Annotated in this window: 18 protein-coding genes; 11 read left to right on the forward strand and 7 right to left on the reverse strand. The window is 74.8% G+C overall.

Annotation, left to right across the window (positions count from 1 at the left end; translation table 11 throughout):
• The first annotated feature begins 10 nt into the window (after positions 1–10).
• The 3 genes from UXQ13_RS00165 to UXQ13_RS00175 are packed head-to-tail and all read left to right on the forward strand — an operon-like array spanning position 11 to position 1,451.
• On the forward strand, positions 11–178 hold the full coding sequence (locus UXQ13_RS00165; protein ID WP_225234312.1) for a Sp36 family protein: 168 nt from the start codon (positions 11–13) through the stop codon (positions 176–178).
• On the forward strand, positions 175–669 hold the full coding sequence (locus UXQ13_RS00170; RefSeq protein WP_225234313.1) for a RidA family protein: 495 nt from the start codon (positions 175–177) through the stop codon (positions 667–669). Before UXQ13_RS00165 ends, UXQ13_RS00170 begins: the two co-directional genes overlap by 4 nt.
• Positions 666–1,451: an NUDIX hydrolase gene (locus UXQ13_RS00175; protein ID WP_336391597.1), complete on the forward strand. Its 786-nt coding sequence runs from the start codon at positions 666–668 to the stop codon at positions 1,449–1,451. The genes UXQ13_RS00170 and UXQ13_RS00175 overlap by 4 nt, the downstream gene beginning before the upstream one ends.
• A 61-nt stretch (positions 1,452–1,512) precedes the next feature.
• Here UXQ13_RS00175 and UXQ13_RS00180 read toward each other — a convergent pair whose 3' ends face one another.
• Positions 1,513–2,187 carry a Crp/Fnr family transcriptional regulator gene (locus tag UXQ13_RS00180; RefSeq protein ID WP_225234315.1) on the reverse strand — a complete coding sequence of 225 codons (675 nt, stop codon included), beginning with the start codon at positions 2,185–2,187 and terminating at the stop codon, positions 1,513–1,515.
• A gap of 126 nt (positions 2,188–2,313) precedes the next feature.
• On the reverse strand, positions 2,314–2,571 hold the full coding sequence (locus UXQ13_RS00185; RefSeq protein ID WP_225234316.1) for a hypothetical protein: 258 nt from the start codon (positions 2,569–2,571) through the stop codon (positions 2,314–2,316).
• Between the two features lie 139 nt (positions 2,572–2,710).
• Between UXQ13_RS00185 and nth the strand changes: the two genes are divergently transcribed.
• The 5 genes from nth to UXQ13_RS00210 are packed head-to-tail and all read left to right on the forward strand — an operon-like array spanning position 2,711 to position 6,304.
• Positions 2,711–3,490 carry an endonuclease III gene (gene nth, locus UXQ13_RS00190; RefSeq protein ID WP_225234317.1) on the forward strand — a complete coding sequence of 260 codons (780 nt, stop codon included), beginning with the start codon at positions 2,711–2,713 and terminating at the stop codon, positions 3,488–3,490.
• Positions 3,487–4,080, forward strand: coding sequence for a TlpA family protein disulfide reductase (locus tag UXQ13_RS00195; protein ID WP_225234318.1), 594 nt, complete (start codon positions 3,487–3,489; stop codon positions 4,078–4,080). The genes nth and UXQ13_RS00195 overlap by 4 nt, the downstream gene beginning before the upstream one ends.
• Positions 4,077–4,826 (forward strand): NUDIX hydrolase, encoded by a 750-nt coding sequence (locus tag UXQ13_RS00200; protein WP_225234319.1) that lies wholly within the window; start codon positions 4,077–4,079, stop codon positions 4,824–4,826. Before UXQ13_RS00195 ends, UXQ13_RS00200 begins: the two co-directional genes overlap by 4 nt.
• Entirely contained in the window at positions 4,823–5,083 is a 261-nt protein-coding gene (locus UXQ13_RS00205; RefSeq protein WP_225234320.1) for a hypothetical protein, read from the forward strand. Before UXQ13_RS00200 ends, UXQ13_RS00205 begins: the two co-directional genes overlap by 4 nt.
• 39 nt (positions 5,084–5,122) lie before the next feature.
• On the forward strand, positions 5,123–6,304 hold the full coding sequence (locus tag UXQ13_RS00210) for a MarP family serine protease (RefSeq protein WP_225234321.1): 1,182 nt from the start codon (positions 5,123–5,125) through the stop codon (positions 6,302–6,304).
• Positions 6,305–6,351: 47 nt separating this feature from the next.
• Here the strand turns inward: UXQ13_RS00210 and UXQ13_RS00215 are convergent, their stop codons facing one another.
• From UXQ13_RS00215 to acs, 4 genes are all read right to left on the reverse strand, one after another.
• Positions 6,352–7,443, reverse strand: a complete 1,092-nt coding sequence (locus tag UXQ13_RS00215) for a hypothetical protein (RefSeq protein WP_336391598.1) — start codon at positions 7,441–7,443, stop codon at positions 6,352–6,354.
• Between the two features lie 208 nt (positions 7,444–7,651).
• Positions 7,652–8,563 (reverse strand): alpha/beta fold hydrolase, encoded by a 912-nt coding sequence (locus UXQ13_RS00220; RefSeq protein ID WP_225234323.1) that lies wholly within the window; start codon positions 8,561–8,563, stop codon positions 7,652–7,654.
• Positions 8,560–9,063 (reverse strand): phage holin family protein, encoded by a 504-nt coding sequence (locus UXQ13_RS00225; RefSeq protein WP_225234324.1) that lies wholly within the window; start codon positions 9,061–9,063, stop codon positions 8,560–8,562. The genes UXQ13_RS00220 and UXQ13_RS00225 overlap by 4 nt, the downstream gene beginning before the upstream one ends.
• Before the next feature lie 848 nt (positions 9,064–9,911).
• Positions 9,912–11,879: an acetate--CoA ligase gene (gene acs, locus UXQ13_RS00230; protein WP_225234325.1), complete on the reverse strand. Its 1,968-nt coding sequence runs from the start codon at positions 11,877–11,879 to the stop codon at positions 9,912–9,914.
• Between the two features lie 119 nt (positions 11,880–11,998).
• On the opposite strand from acs, the gene UXQ13_RS00235 reads away from it, so the two are divergent.
• Positions 11,999–12,703 (forward strand): (2Fe-2S)-binding protein, encoded by a 705-nt coding sequence (locus UXQ13_RS00235; protein WP_225234326.1) that lies wholly within the window; start codon positions 11,999–12,001, stop codon positions 12,701–12,703.
• Between the two features lie 16 nt (positions 12,704–12,719).
• Here the strand turns inward: UXQ13_RS00235 and UXQ13_RS00240 are convergent, their stop codons facing one another.
• Positions 12,720–13,286 carry a hypothetical protein gene (locus UXQ13_RS00240; RefSeq protein WP_225234327.1) on the reverse strand — a complete coding sequence of 189 codons (567 nt, stop codon included), beginning with the start codon at positions 13,284–13,286 and terminating at the stop codon, positions 12,720–12,722.
• A gap of 185 nt (positions 13,287–13,471) precedes the next feature.
• Between UXQ13_RS00240 and UXQ13_RS00245 the strand changes: the two genes are divergently transcribed.
• Together UXQ13_RS00245 and UXQ13_RS00250 are read left to right on the forward strand one after the other, a co-directional pair.
• Positions 13,472–14,302 (forward strand): hypothetical protein, encoded by an 831-nt coding sequence (locus UXQ13_RS00245; protein ID WP_336391599.1) that lies wholly within the window; start codon positions 13,472–13,474, stop codon positions 14,300–14,302.
• Positions 14,286–14,909, forward strand: a complete 624-nt coding sequence (locus tag UXQ13_RS00250; RefSeq protein ID WP_336391600.1) for a class F sortase — start codon at positions 14,286–14,288, stop codon at positions 14,907–14,909. The genes UXQ13_RS00245 and UXQ13_RS00250 overlap by 17 nt, the downstream gene beginning before the upstream one ends.
• The last annotated feature ends 52 nt before the right edge of the window (positions 14,910–14,961 follow it).

A 14,961-nucleotide genomic window follows, 5' to 3' on the forward strand; every position in this document is an offset into this window, starting at 1 on the left:
GTCGCGCGGCATGAGCACACGGACCACCTGGGAGTACGCGACCATCCCGCTGCTGACCCACAACACCAAGGCCATCCTCGACTCCTGGGGGGTCGACGGCTGGGAGCTGGTCACGGTGCTGCCCGGGCCGGGCGGCGGCGAGCAGCTGGTGGCCTACCTGAAGCGGCCCTCGGCGTGACCTCGGGCCTGCCCGGCGCCGCGGACACCCAGGCGCCGAGCTGGCACGCCCGGCTGGCCGAGCTGGGGCTGCGGCTCCCGCCGGTGGCCGCACCGGTCGCCTCCTACGTCCCCGCCGTCCGCACCGGGAACCTGGTGATGACCAGCGGCCAGCTGCCCTTCGTCGACGGCGGGCTGCGCCGCACCGGCAAGGTCGGCGGCTCGGTCGAGGCCGAGGACGCCGCGCACGACGCCAAGGTGTGCGCGCTCAACGCCCTCGCCGCGGTCGACGACCTGGTGGGCCTGGACTCGGTCGCCCGGGTCGTACGGGTCGTCGGCTACGTCGCCTCGGCCGAGGGCTTCACCGGCCAGCCCCGGGTGATCAACGGTGCCTCCGAGCTGATCGGCAAGATCTTCGGCAAGGCCGGCGAGCACGCCCGCTCCGCCGTCGGGGTGGCCGAGCTGCCCCTGGGCGCACCCGTCGAGGTCGAGCTCACCGTCGAGCTGAGGTGATCCGGCAGGCGGCGACGGTCCTGCTCCTGCGGGACGGACCGTCCGGGCTCGAGGTGCACCTGCAGCGCCGCACGAAGGGCATGCCGTTCGCCGGGGGCATGACCGCCTACATCGGCGGTGGCGTGGACCCCCGCGACGGCGACACCGACCTCGACTGGGTCGGCCCGGGCCCCGAGGAGTGGGCCGCCACCTGGGCCTGCGACGTCCCGACCGCCCGCCAGCTCGTCTGCGCCGCCGTCCGGGAGACCTTCGAGGAGGCCGGGGTCCTGCTGGCCGGCCCGGCCGCGGGCGGGGTGGTGCCCGACGTCTCCGGAGCCGAGTGGGAGACCCAGCGACGGGCCCTGCTGACCCGGGACCTGGCGCTGTCGGAGCTGCTCGCCGCCCGTGGGCTCGCCCTGCGCTCGGACCTGCTGCGGCCCTTCGCGCACTGGATCACCCCGCCGGAGGAGCCCCGGCGCTACGACACCAAGTTCTTCGCCGCGGCCCTGCCGGTCGGCCAGGAGGCGCAGGACGTCTCCGGTGAGGCCGACGAGGCCGGCTGGTCGACGGCGGAGGGCGCGCTGGCGGAGATGCGGTCGGGCGACCGGCCGATGCTGCCGCCCACCATCCACACCCTGGGCCAGCTGGCGGCCTTCCCGGACGTCGCGTCGGCCCTGGCCGGGTCGCCACCGGAGCCGCTGCGCCCGATCAGCCCCACGTTCGAGGACGACGGCACCGGTCAGCGCTGGGCCGTGCTGCCCGACGGCACGCGGATCCGCCTGGTCGTGCCGCTCCCGCGCTGAACGCGCCGGACGCACGAAGGGGCCCGGGACCAGTGGTCCCGGGCCCCTCGTGGTGGTCAGGTCAGCGCGCGCGGCGGCGCAGCCGCTCCTCGTCGAGGACGACGACGGACTTGCCCTGCAGCTGGATCCAGCCGCGGTGCACGAAGTCGGCCAGCGCCTTGTTCACCGTCTCGCGGGAGGCGCCGACGAGCTGGGCCAGCTCCTCCTGGGTCAGGTCGTGCTTGACCCGCAGGCCGTCGGTCTCGCGGGAGCCGAAGCGGTCGGCCATCTGCAGCAGCGCCTTGGCCACGCGGCCGGGGACGTCGGTGAAGATGAGGTCGGCGACCGAGTCGTTGGTGCGCCGCAGCCGGCGGGCCAGCACCTGGAGGAGCCGCTCGCCCACCTCGGGGTGCGCCTCGATCCACGGCCGCAGCATCTGCTGGGGCATCTTGGCCAGCCGCACGTCGGTCACCGCGGTGGCGGTGGCCGTGCGGGGGCCGGGGTCGAAGACCGAGAGCTCGCCGAACTGGTCGGAGGGACCCATCACGGCCAGCACGTTCTCGCGGCCGTCGGGGGAGCGGCGGGAGAGCTTGATCTTCCCGGACAGCACCACGTACAGGCTGTCACCGGGCTCGCCCTCGTTGAAGACCACCCGCCCGCGGGGCAGGTTGACCGTCTCCAGGCCGCTCGCCGTGGGCTCCGCGGCTTCCGGCGACAGCCCCTGGAACAGACCGGACTGGGCAAGGACCTCGTCCACCAGTGCACCTCTCGTACGACGTCGTGGCGGGTGCAGTGATCACCCACGTCCGGAGGCAGTCTAGGGCCTGTGGCCGTACTCACCGTGCGGAGCGTCACGACGGTGCCCACGAAGGGTGGGGTGGGGTCAGTCGCCCGAGCGGTGGGCGGTCATCGCCTCGGTGCCGCGGACCGTCCGGCCGGCCCGCCGGCGACGCCAGCGGTCCATGGCCCGGCGGATGCCCGAGTGGGCCAGCTCGTCGACGTCCCCGGGGGTCGCCGAGGCCAGGAACTCCTCGACCTGGCGCTGGGACGTCGGCCGGCGCAGCGGCTCCTCGACGCGCTCCATGATCAGCAGGAACGCGATGACCATCGGGGGGAACAGGATGACGACGAGGGCGACCACCGGTGACCTCCTCGGACGACGTGGCGACGGGCCGGGCATGCCCGGCTGCGGCTGACCCGACACGTGCTGTGACGAATGTGCCGGGCGGGACGAGCATGACAGGTCGGGCCTGTCGGTGCCCCCGCCTACCCTCGAGCGCGTGTCCGCACCAGCTCCGTCCACCCCCCTCCGCCCGGCCCGCGCGGTCCGGCTGGGCCTCCCGCCGTCCGACACCGGCGAGACCCCGCTGGGGCGGACCCGGCGGGCCCGGCGGATGGCGCGCGACCTGGCCCTGATCCACCCCGATGCGCACTGCGAGCTGGACTTCACGACGCCGCTGGAGCTGCTGGTGGCCACGGTGCTGTCCGCGCAGACCACCGACCGGACGGTCAACACGGTCACGCCCACGCTCTTCGCCCGCTACCCCACGGCGGCTGCCTACGCCGGCGCCGACCGCGACGAGCTCGAGACGATCCTGCGGCCGACCGGCTTCTTCCGGGCCAAGGCCAACTCGGTGCTCGGTCTGGGCCGCGCGCTGGTCGAGCAGTTCGACGGCGAGGTGCCCGGGCGGCTGGAGGACCTGGTGACCCTGCCCGGCGTGGGCCGCAAGACCGCCAACGTCGTGCTGGGCAATGCCTTCGGGGTGCCCGGGCTGACCGTGGACACCCACTTCGGCCGCCTGGTGCGCCGGTTCGGCTGGACCGCCGAGGAGGACCCGGTCAAGGTCGAGACCGAGGTCGCCGTGCTGATCCCGAAGAAGGAGTGGACCGACTTCTCCCACCGGGTCATCTTCCACGGCCGGCGGGTCTGCCACGCCAAGAAGCCGGCGTGCGGGGCGTGCGGCCTGGCCCGCGCGTGCCCGTCCTTCGGCACGGGTCCGATCGACCCGCTGGTGGCCGCGAAGCTGGTGAAGAGCCCGGCCGCCTCGGACACGCTGTGAAGCGGCTGCTGGTCGCGCTGGTGGCCGCCGCGGCACTGCTCGCCGGCTGCACCTCGGGGTCGTCGTCCGACGACGGCGCGCAGGCCACGGGCCCGGCCGAGACCGGGGTGCAGGACGTCGACACGGCGCTGCAGCCGTGCCCGGAGCAGACCGGGGACACGGTGCAGGCCACCGACGCGCTGCCCGCGCTGACCTTCGAGTGCATCGGCGGCGGCAGCCTGGACCTGTCCCGGGCCCCGGGCGTACCCACCGTGATCAACGTGTGGGGTTCCTGGTGCGGCCCGTGCCGCGAGGAGCTCCCGCTGGTCCAGGAGCTCGCCGACGCCGCGGGGGAGGAGGTGCAGGTGCTCGGCGTGGTCACGACCGACACCCTGGGCGCGGCCGACTCCTTCGCCGCCGACGCCGGGGTGACCTTCCCGAACGCCTTCGACCAGCAGGACGAGTTGCTCTCCGACCTGGGCCGCCGCGGGGCGCCCTTCACCTTCTTCGTCGCCGCCGACGGCACCCTGGCGTACACGGAGGCAGGCGCGGTGTCCTCCTACGACGAGCTCCGGCAGCTGGTGGCCGACCACCTGGGCGTGACCCTGTGACGACGGACCTGACCGGCGTCCCGGAGCACGTGCGGGCGCTGCTGGCGTCGGCCGACGCGCTGCCGCTGCGGCACCGGATGGGCGACGCCACCGACACCGCGCGGCGCTCGGCGGTGCTGGTGCTCTTCGGCGAGACCGAGCGCGGCCACGATGTCCTGCTGATCGAGAAGTCGGCCCGCCTGCGCACGCACGCCGGTCAACCCGCGTTCCCCGGCGGCGGTGCCGAACCGGGGGAGGACTACCCGGTGGCCACGGCGCTGCGCGAGGCCTGGGAGGAGGCCGGGGTCGAACCGGCCTCGGTGCGGGTGCTGGGCACGCTGCCCGAGCTGTTCCTGGGCCCCAGCGACAACCTGGTGGTCCCCGTCGTCGGCTGGTGGGACGACGCGCGGCAGACCGTCACCGGCGACCCGTTCGAGGTGGCCCAGGTGGTCCGGGTCCCGCTGGCCGAGCTGGTCGACCCGGCCCGCCGGTTCCGGGTGCGGCACCCCTCGGGCTACACCGGGCCGGCCTTCGAGGTCGCCGGGCTGGTCGTCTGGGGGTTCACCGCCGGTGTGCTGGACGCCGTCCTCACCGCCGCCGGGGTGGCCCGGCCCTGGGACACCCGGGACGTCCGCGACCTGGCCGCCGAGCAGGAGCGGGTGCGGGGCACGGCCGAGGTCGCCGAGGACCCCGCCGACCGCGCCGCGCCGACGGTGGCCGAGGAGCCGTCGTCCCCAGCTGTGCCGCGTACGGTCCCTGGGCGATGACGTCGAACCGTGCACGGGTCCTGGTGACCGTCCAGGACATCACCCCGGAGACGGGCGACGACCACGTCTTGAGCCCCGACACCTCCACCGTGGCGCCGGACCAGGTCCGGTCGACCGTCACCAACACGGCCAGCCAGCTGACCTGCATGCCGCTGCTGGCGCCGGGCCAGAGCGAGACGACCGTGACCGAGCCGGGCACCAACCCGTCCGAGTGCACGTCCCACACCGCGCTGGCCAGGTCGGGACGATGGTCGTGACGGGGCCGGCCACGTTCCCGACGGCGACCGGCTGACCGGATGTCCCTCGTCGACCTGGTGCTCATCGCGCTGGCCCTGCTGTTCGCCCTGTCGGGTTTCCGGCAGGGCCTGATCGTCTCGGCGGCCTCGTTCATCGGCTTCTTCGGCGGCGCGGTGGCCGGTGCTCAGCTGTCCGGGCCGGTCGCCGACGAGCTCGGCGGGTCGACGCTGTCCCGGGTGTTCGTGGCCCTGGTCGTCGTGCTGGCCGGTGCCCTGCTCGGCCAGCTGCTCGCGGGCTACGTGGGCCGGGCGATCCGCGAGAAGGTCACCTGGGAGCCGGCGAAGATCGTCGACTCGGTGGCCGGCGCCGCCATCTCCGCGGTCGCCGTCCTGCTGGTCGCCTGGATGGTGGCCACCCCGCTGGCCAACTCCGCGTTCCCGGCCGTGGCCAGTCAGGTCCGGCAGTCCACGCTGGTGCAGGCGGTCGACGAGGGCGTGCCCGACGGCGTGCGGTCGCTCTACGACTCCCTGCGCGAGGCGATCGACCGGCGCGGCCTGCCCGACGTGCTCGACCCGCTCACCCCCACCCAGGTGCGCGACGTGCCGGTGCCCGACCAGGCCCTGGCGCAGAGCGCGGTGGTCACCCAGGTGCAGGGGTCGGTGGTCAAGGTCAGCGGGGTCGCGGCCTCGTGCTCCCGGCAGATCGACGGCTCGGGCTTCGTGTTCGCCCCCGAGCGGGTGATGACCAACGCACACGTGCTGGCCGGGGTCACCGAGCCCACCGTGCTGGCCGAGGGCGACGTCTACGACGCCTTCCCGGTCTACGTCGACCAGGAGACCGACGTGGCGGTGCTCGCCGTCCCGGGGCTGCCGCAGGTCCCGCTGGACTTCACCGCCGACCCGGTGGACTCCGGCGCCGACGCGATCATCATGGGCTACCCCGGCGGCGGCGGGCTGTACGTCGGCGCGGCCCGGGTGCGCGACCGCGGGGCGATCAGCGGGCCGGACTTCCGGGCCGAGCAGACCGTGGTGCGCGACGTCTACGCCCTCTACGGCCAGGTGCGGGCCGGCAACTCCGGTGGCCCGCTGCTCGCCTCGGACGGCACGGTGCTCGGCGTGGTCTTCGCCTCCGCGGTCGACGACCCGGACACCGGCTACGCGCTGACCGACACCGAGGTCGCCGACGCCATCACCCAGGGCCGCACCGCCACCGCCGCCGTCGACACCGGCCCCTGCGAGTAGCCGCTCCTGCGGCGTGGATCAGCTGCGACGACGGCTGTGCATCCTCCCTAGCTGACATCAGCTGACCAGGATGCACGGGGGTGGCTGAGGACCGGCTCCTCCCGCCCATCGGCCGTGATCGGGACCGACCACGGGCGGGCACGGGGTTCCCGGCGGAGGCCGTCCCGCCACGGGACGATGCGGACCCCCGGGGGCAGGCGCAGGGGCTGGGTCATGAGCGTCCTGATGCGCGCGGCCTTGGCTGCCAGGCCGGGTCCGAGGTCGGCCGCGGTGATCCGGGTGCCCATGAGGCCGAGGTCCAGGAGCTCGTCGTGCCGTCGCTTCTCGTCCCAGCCGACGTCGGCCGGCGAGCGTCCTCGCCACGGCTGCGCCCACTTCACGCGTCCGTCGGTCTCGCCGAACGCCGGGGTGCCTCCCCACCACAGGTCCAGGACGGCGACGAGGCGTCCATCCCGCAGGACGGCGGCCTGCAGGACGGGCTCGGGGAGCCCGGCGGTGAGGAGACCCAGGCGGGTCAGCGTCTCCAGAGGGGAGTGCGCACCGACCCGGGCCAGCCGGACGGCACTCGCGAGGGAACCCACGCCGACCCAGTGGCGCTGGCCGAGGACGCCGGCCGTCAGCTGGTCGAGCGTGATCCGCCCGTCGGCGAGGGCGTCGTCCAGTGCGACCACCGTGTCGACGACGTCCCACTCACGGCCCACGTCGAGCAGGGTGCGGCGGAGGCTGGTCGCCGGTAGAGGCGCGAACGTCTCGACGTCCTCCGCAGGGATCCCGGCCGCCAGGACCCGGTAGTCCCGGCCGGTGCGGAACCGGTGGGGATCGGTGGCGGTCACCTCGGTCCGGACGCCGCGGGGCAGCACCAGGTCGTGCAGGCGCGCCGCCGTCCCGTGGCTGAGCACCGTGCTCCGCCGGCCCAGGCGGGCGAGCACGGCCGCCGCTTCCAGCCAGTGCGTGCGTCCTGCACGGGCGTGCTGCTGCCAGAGGTCGTCGGTCGTGTAGACGCCGTACCGCACGGCACGCCACCGGCCGGCCCTGACCAGCGCGGCTGTCCCGTGTCGGGTGTGGCCGGCGGCCACTGCATCACCGGTGGTGAAGACGCCGCCGCGGCGGGTCATCGCGGCCAGGAGGAAGGGGTGCACCACAGCAGGGTGTCGACCGTAGGGGGCGCCGCCCATCCCGCGGTCGGATCTGTGGATGAGCGCAGGCGATGTGGACACCCACCTCCGCCTCGGCCGGTGCCGGGCTAGGGCGAGCTGTCCTCAGCCACCAGAGTGCATCCTGCTGGGCCGACGTCGGCGGCGGTGGATGCACGGTCCTCGTCGGAGCTGATCCACGCCGGCCGCGGGGTCACCGTGCCCAGGTGGCGATGGCCTCGCTGACCTGGTCGGGGGTCTCCTCGTGCGGGAAGTGGCCGATGCCGGGCAGCTCCCGCCACTCGTAGGCGCCGGCGACGTAGCGGCCCGAGCCCTGGGCGGTGCGCGGCAGCACGCAGGTGTCCAGCGAGCCGTGCAGTTGCAGGGTCGGCGCGGTGACCGGGGCGGCCATGCGGCGGGCGTACCGGAGGCCGTCGGGCCGCAGCTGCGAGCGGAAGGCCCAGCGGTGGAACTCCATGGCCCCGTACGCGGCCTGCGGGATGCGGGCGGCCTGCCGGTAGCGGGCCACGGCGTCGGCGAAGTCCGCGGTGTGCAGCCAGTCGGGGCCGGCCCAGCGGCGCAGCAGCTCGGCCACGGGGTCGTCGTCGTCCCGGGTCAGCCGGCGTTCGGGCAGCCGGGGCAGCTGGTAGCGCAGCGCGTAGCGGGAGGCCCGGCGCTGGGCGGGGTCGGTCATCCCCGAGCGCAGCTCGCGGGGGTGCGCGGAGGACACCACGACGAGCCCGCGGACGGTGCGCGGGTGCAGGGCGGCCATCGTCCAGCCGACCAGCCCGCCCCAGTCGTGCCCGACGACGACCGCGTCCGGCTCGCCCAGCGCCCGGACGACGGCCGCCACGTCCGCGGACAGCGTGGGCAGGTCGTACCCGCGCGGGGGCTTGTCGCTGCCGCCGTAGCCGCGCAGGTCGACCGCGACCGCCCGGTAACCGGCCTCGGCCAGCGCGACGAGCTGGTGCCGCCAGGCCCACCAGAACTGGGGGTAGCCGTGCACCAGCAGGACCAGCGGGCCCTCACCGGCCTCCGCGGCGTGCAGGCGCACGCCGTTGGCGGAGATGTCCCGGTGCCGCCACGGCCCCGGGACCAGCGCACTGGTGGCGTCGGGCGCGGTCACCCCAGCCGGGCGTGCGGGTCTGCCTTGACGACGTGGCCGTCGCGGACGACGGGCAGGTCGTGCTGACGCTGACCCGGGGCCTCGCGGCGCATGACGTCGGGCAGGTCCTTGAGCGTCTCGATCGTCCGCTCGGGCTTGCGGAACTTCTTGGTGAACTTGATCCCGACCAGGACCAGCAGGCCGGCCAGCAGCAGCAGCACGCCGAAGACGATCAGGTAGGACACGAAGCGCGGCAGGCCCAGCCAGGTCAGCAGCTCGGCGATCCCGATGAACAGGAAGATCGAGCAGTACAGGGCCATGACGCCGCCGACGGCGATCAGCCCGCCGCCGATGCCGACCTTCTTCACCGAGGAGCCGACCTCGGCCTTGGCCAGCTCGACCTCGCTGCGGATGAGGGTCGAGACGTCGGCCATGGCGCTCTGCACCAGCGAGCCGATCGACGGCTCGACGGGACCGGCCGGCTCTCCGGACAGTCGGGTGCTGGGCGCGCTGTGGGCCACGGCTGGGTCCTCCTCGATCAGTTCCGCCGCCAGCAGGGAGCCGGGCGGCGAACTCCCCGGGGTCGCGGCCCCGGTTCGTCTGACCATGATCGTGCCTCATCCGCCGCGGGCACGCGCGTCCCGAGCGGGCACGAGCGCCGTCGGGGCGGGGGATGGACCTCCTCCGGGTGACGGCGGACCCCGGGCGGCACACCCGAGTGACCACGAGCCGCTGTCGTCCCCCTACGGTCGGTGCGTACCTGCCGCCCACCGGGGAGCGATGTGTCCTTCAGCCCACGCACCGGCGCTGCCGCCACCGTCGTGGTCGCGGCCCTCCTGCTCGCCGGGTGCGCCGCGGGCGACGGGACCTCGGCGGCGATCCCGCAGACCGGTCCGGGTGTGGAGTTGGCCCTGGGGGAGCCCGCCGTCCTGTCCCTGGACTTCCTGCCGGCCGGGGCCAGCCCGGTCGAGCTGACCGTGGACGGCGTCCGGCGCGGCACCGAGGAGGAGCTGGACACCCTCGGGCTCGGCGGTGCCGCGGACGGCATGCTGCCGTTCTCCGTCGACGTCTCCCTCCGGCGGTTGGCCGGGGACGACGGCACCCCCGCCGGCACGCTGGAGTCCGACCTGGACGTCGTCCTCGCCACGGGCACGCCGTCGCTCACCGCCGTCGAGCTCGACGCCCCGAGCCGTGCGCCGTCGGTCGTCCGCCCGAGCCGTTCACCTCCGGCACCGGGTACACGAACTGCGTGCTCGTGGTCGCCGCTGCCGACGCCGAGGTCACCCGGGTCGAGTTCGGGCGCCCGGGATCGCCGTACGAGGAGGACCCGGTCGTCTGGGTGGTCTGACCGGGTCCCCCCGCCGCGGGCTCAGTCCTCGGACGAGGCCGGCATCTTGGCGCCGATCAGGTCCATCACCGAGGAGTCGGTCAGCGTCGAGACGTCGCCCAGCTCGCGGTTCTCGGCGACGTCCCGGAGCAGGCGGCGCATGATCTTGCCCGAGCGGGTCTTGGGCAGCTCCGCCACCACCATGATCTGCCGCGGGCTGGCGATCGGGCCGATCTCCTTGCGCACGTGCTGGCGGAGGGTCGTCACCAGGTCCTCGCCGGAGTCCTGTGCGTCCCCGCGCAGGATGACGAACGCGACGATGCCCTGGCCGGTGGTCGGGTCGGTGGCGCCCACGACGGCGGCCTCGGCCACGGTCGGGTGGCTGACCAGCGCGGACTCCACCTCGGTGGTGGAGATGCGGTGCCCGGACACGTTCATCACGTCGTCCACCCGGCCCAGGAGCCAGATGTCGCCGTCCTCGTCCAGCTTGGCGCCGTCCCCGGCGAAGTAGACGTCCTTGCCGTAGCGGGACCAGTAGGTCTCCACGTAGCGCTCGTCGGAGCCCCAGATCGTGCGCAGCATCGCCGGCCACGGCTCGGTGAGCACCAGGTAGCCGGTGGCGCCGGGCTCGATCGGCTTGCCCTCCTCGTCGACCACGGCCGCCGAGATGCCGGGGATGGCGCGCTGGGCGGAGCCGGGCTTGGTGGCCGTCACGCCGGGCATCGGGGCGATCATGTGCGCGCCGGTCTCCGTCTGCCACCAGGTGTCGACCACGGTCGCCGTCCCGCCGCCGACGTTCTTGCGGTACCAGAGCCACGCCTCGGGGTTGATCGGCTCGCCGACCGAGCCGAGCACCCGCAGCGTCGAGGTGTCGAAGGGCTCCAGCTCCTGGGCGCCCCACTTCATGAACGTGCGGACGACGGTCGGCGCCGCGTACAGGATGGAGACCTTGTACTGCTGGACGATCTCCCACCAGCGGCCGCGGTGCGGGGTCTCGGGGGTGCCCTCGTACATGACCGAGGTGGCGCCGTTGGAGAGCGGGCCGTAGACGATGTAGGAGTGGCCGGTCACCCAGGCCACGTCGGCGGCGCACCAGAAGACGTCGGTGTCGCGCTTGAGGTCGAAGGTGGCCCAGTGCGTCCAGGAGACCTGGGTCAGGTAGCCGCCGGAGGTGTGCAGGATGCCCTTGGGCTTCGCCGTCGTCCCCGAGGTGTACATGATGTAGAGCGGGTGCTCGGCGTCGAAGGCCTGCGCCTCGTGCTCGGCGGACTGGCCGTCGACCAGGTCGTGCCACCACTGGTCGCGGCCCTCGGTCCAGTCGACGTCCTGCTCGGTGCGCTTGACGACCAGCACGTGGTCGACGCCGGAGACCTTGGTCAGCGCCTCGTCGACGGCGGGCTTGAGCGCCGAGGGCGCGCCGCGGCGGTAGCCCCCGTCGGCGGTGATGACCACCTTGGCGCCGGCGTCCTCGACCCGGGAGGCCAGCGCGTCGGGGGAGAACCCGCCGAACACGACCATGTGGACGGCGCCGATGCGGGCGCAGGCCAGCATCGAGACGACGGCCTCGGGGATCATCGGCAGGTAGATGGCCACCCGGTCGCCGGCCTGGACGCCGAGCGAGGTGAGCGCGTTCGCCGCCCTGCAGACCTCGTCCTTGAGCTGGGCGTAGGTGATGTCGCGGGTGTCGCCGGGCTCGCCGACCCAGTGGTAGGCGACGGTCTCGCCGCGGCCGGCGTCCACGTGCCGGTCGACGCAGTTGACGGCGACGTTCAGCTCGCCGCCGGTGAACCACTTCGCGAACGGCGGGTTCGTCCAGTCCAGGACCTCGTCCCAGGGCTTGGTCCAGTCCAGCCGGCCGGCGGCGTCGGCCCAGAAACCGAGGCGGTCCTCGGCGGCGCGGTCGTAGTCGGCCTGCGTCACGTTCGCCTGGGCCGCGAGCTCGGCGGGCGGGTCGAAGACCCCGCTGGCCGGGATGTCGTCGGTCAGGCTCTGGGTGCCGGTCTCGCTCATGCCGCCTCCTGGTCCTGGGCGTCGCGCAGGAGCCGGCGACGCTGCCTCGGCGTCGACCCTAGGGTGCCCGGCTCCGGGACGGGAGGTCGGCCGCGACCCCGGCGCGGGAGACTGCACCGGTGACCGCTCCGGACGACGCCCAGGCGCAGGTGGCAGCCGTCCTCCCGGGCGCGGCGATGCTGGGCCTGCTGGTGCCGCCGGGCTCCCGGCCGGAGCCGGCGACCGCGCTGGTCGACGACGCCTGGACGGCGGAGCTGCTGGAGCTGCGGGCGCTCACCGCGCGCACCGACGACCGGCGGGTGCTGGCCACCCTGTGGTGGTATTCGGCGTCGCTGGTGCTGGTGGGCCCGGCGCTGGCGGGGCTGGTCACCGGTCGGCCGCTGTCGGCACGGCTGGCCGACACCACGCTGCACCTGGTCGGCGACCTGCCCTGGGCCGCGACGTCCCGGGCGGCCACGGGGGACGTCGTCGCGGACCTGGGGGAGTCCCTCGCCGCGGTGGTGGCCGTGGTCGCCCGGGTCGGGGGCGTGCGGGAGGCGCCGCTGCGGGCGATCGCCACCGACGCGCTGGCCAACAAGCTGCTGGCCCTCGGGCGGGCGCGGGGCGACGTCGCCGCGGTGACGTCTCTGGCCGCCCCGCTGGCCCGCGCGGCCGGGTTGCCCGCCCCGCGCTACGTCGAGGTGGGCGGCCAGGTCTTCACCCGGCGGGCGTCGTGCTGCCTGGCCTGGCGGGTGCCGCACGAGGTGGTGTGCACGTCGTGCCCGCGACGGGACCCCGCCGAGCGGCAGATCCTGCTGGAGGACACCGCCGCCCGGATGCCCTGACCGGGATCTGGACCGGTCAGGCCGTGGTGTCGGGGCGGACCAGGTCGCGGTAGGCGCCCGCGTAGGCCCGGAGTCGGGCTGCGGCGCTGGTGGCCTCCGCGGCGACGCCGCCGTCGGCCCGGGGGAGGGCGGCACTGGCCCGGACGGCGCCGGTGACGTCGGCGACCGCGGCGAGGTGGTCGCGGGCGTGGTCGCACAGCGCGGCGGAGTGCTCGGCCTTGGTCGTGGCCGCCACCCGGAGTGCCCGGGAGAGCGCGTAGCCCTCGTCGGCGAGCCGGGGGAGGACCTCGGGCACGTCGCCCAGGTGGACGCCGGTGCGCCGCGCGGCGGCGACCTCGCGCTGCAGCGTCATCGACGCCGTGGTGACCCGGACGGCGAGCGCGGCCGCGGTCCGGTCCGTCCCCGCGGGGTCGCGGACGGCGCCGGCGGCCAGTGCGGCGTACCCGCCCAGCTCGCGCCCGCGCCGGACGGCGCCGCTGCCCTGCACCGCGTGGACGGCCCGCCGGGTGCCGCGCACGGTCAGGGTGGTGACCCCGCCGGCCACGACCAGCAGCAGCACGACGAGGACGAGGACGAACTCCACGGGGCACCTCCGGACCGTCACCCCGGGCGCGGGGCGTCCCACGACGATAGCCGTTCACCGGGGCTCGGGAACGGTTCGTCACACCTACCCGTAACCTCCGGACACGGGTGTCGTTGTCCGGTCACCCGCGCCCGGCTGTGACCCCGCCGAGCCCCGCCCGTGAACGACCAACGGAGGTCGCCGCCGTGCCCCAGCTCCACCCCTCCCGCCGCACCGGACGTCGACTGGTGGTCGGTAGCCTGCTCGGCGCCGTCGTCGTCCTCGGCACGCCGGCCGTCGCGTCGGCCGCGCCCACCGTGCCGACCCTCCCGATCCCGCTGCCCGGCACGACGACCTCGTCGTCGCCTGCGGCGACCACGACGACCGTCTCGCCGGCCGTGGGCGGCGGGCTGCCGACCGGACTCCCGACCGGTGGGGCGCCGGAGCTGCCGGGTCCGGCCGACCTCGACGCAGGTGCGGCCTGCGTGTCGGGTCTGGTCGAGGGCATCCAGGTCCAGGTGGGCCAGATCGTCGGCGGGCTGACCGGCATCCTGGTGGGCCTGACCGGTGGCGGCTCGACCGTCGTCGGTGCGGACCAGTCGGCGACCATCCCGATGACCCCCGAGGACCTCCTGGCGCTGCTGTCGCCCGAGCAGCTCGAGGGGTTGCTGTCCGGAGGCCAGGAGTCGCTCACCGTCGGCATCCCGCTCGTGGTCGAGGGCGTCGCCGGGGTCGTGCCCGTGGTGTTCGACTTCGTCGACTGCCTCGCCGCGCTGATCCCAGCCCCGGCACCGGCCGCCCCGACCACGCAGGCCCCGGCGCCGGCGCCGGCCGCCCCGACCACCACGGTCGCCCCCGCCATCACCACCAGCGCCGCACCCACCCAGGCCGTCGCCTACCCCGGCTACGCGCCGACCGGCGGCGCGCCCAGCGACGAGGACGGCTCCCCGGGCGCGCTGGTCGGGCTGGGCCTGCTCACCGCCGCGACCGGCGGCGGCGCGCTCTGGCTGCGGGCCCGCCGTGGCGTCGCCGGCTGACCGGGACGCCGGGTCGTCGTCCGGCCTGGTCGTCCTGCTGACGCTGGCCGTCCTGCTGGGCGGCGGGCTCTGGTACGGCTACGGCAGCGACTCGGCCGACCCGGTCCCGGCCACCTCGACCGCGGAGACCCCGCTGGTCCCGGCCGCGCTGAGCGTGCCGGCGATCGGGGTCGAGGCACCGGTGGAGTCCCGCGGCTCGGTCCAGACGACGAACGTGTTCACCGGCCAGCCGGTCACCGGCTACGGGGTCCCCGAGGACATGGCGGCGACGTCCTGGTGGTCCGACGGTCCCGAACCGGGCTCGGGGCAGATGGCCGTCGTGCTGGGCCACGACGTGCCCGGTGACGCCCCCGGTGTCTTCGACCGGCTGGGCGACCTGCAGGTGGGCGATGCCGTCGTCCTCACCGACGCCGCCGGCACCGCACTGCAGCTGCAGGTCGTCGAGGCGCCGCTGACCGGCCTGGACAAGTCCACCTCGGCCCTGTCCGACGCCCTCAACGGCCACCCGGAGGGCGCCGACGTCGCCCTGATCACCTGCGGCGGCGAGTACGACGAGTCGGTCGGCGCCAGCGACGAGAACGTGGTGGTCTTCGCCTCCGTCGTCTAGACGGTCGTGATCATGGGGTTGTCGCCCGGTCGACACGCAGGCACGGCGTGTC

The sequence above is a fragment of the Klenkia terrae genome (assembly GCF_037083865.1).
GTDB classification, from domain to species: Bacteria; Actinomycetota; Actinomycetes; order Mycobacteriales; family Geodermatophilaceae; genus Klenkia; species Klenkia terrae.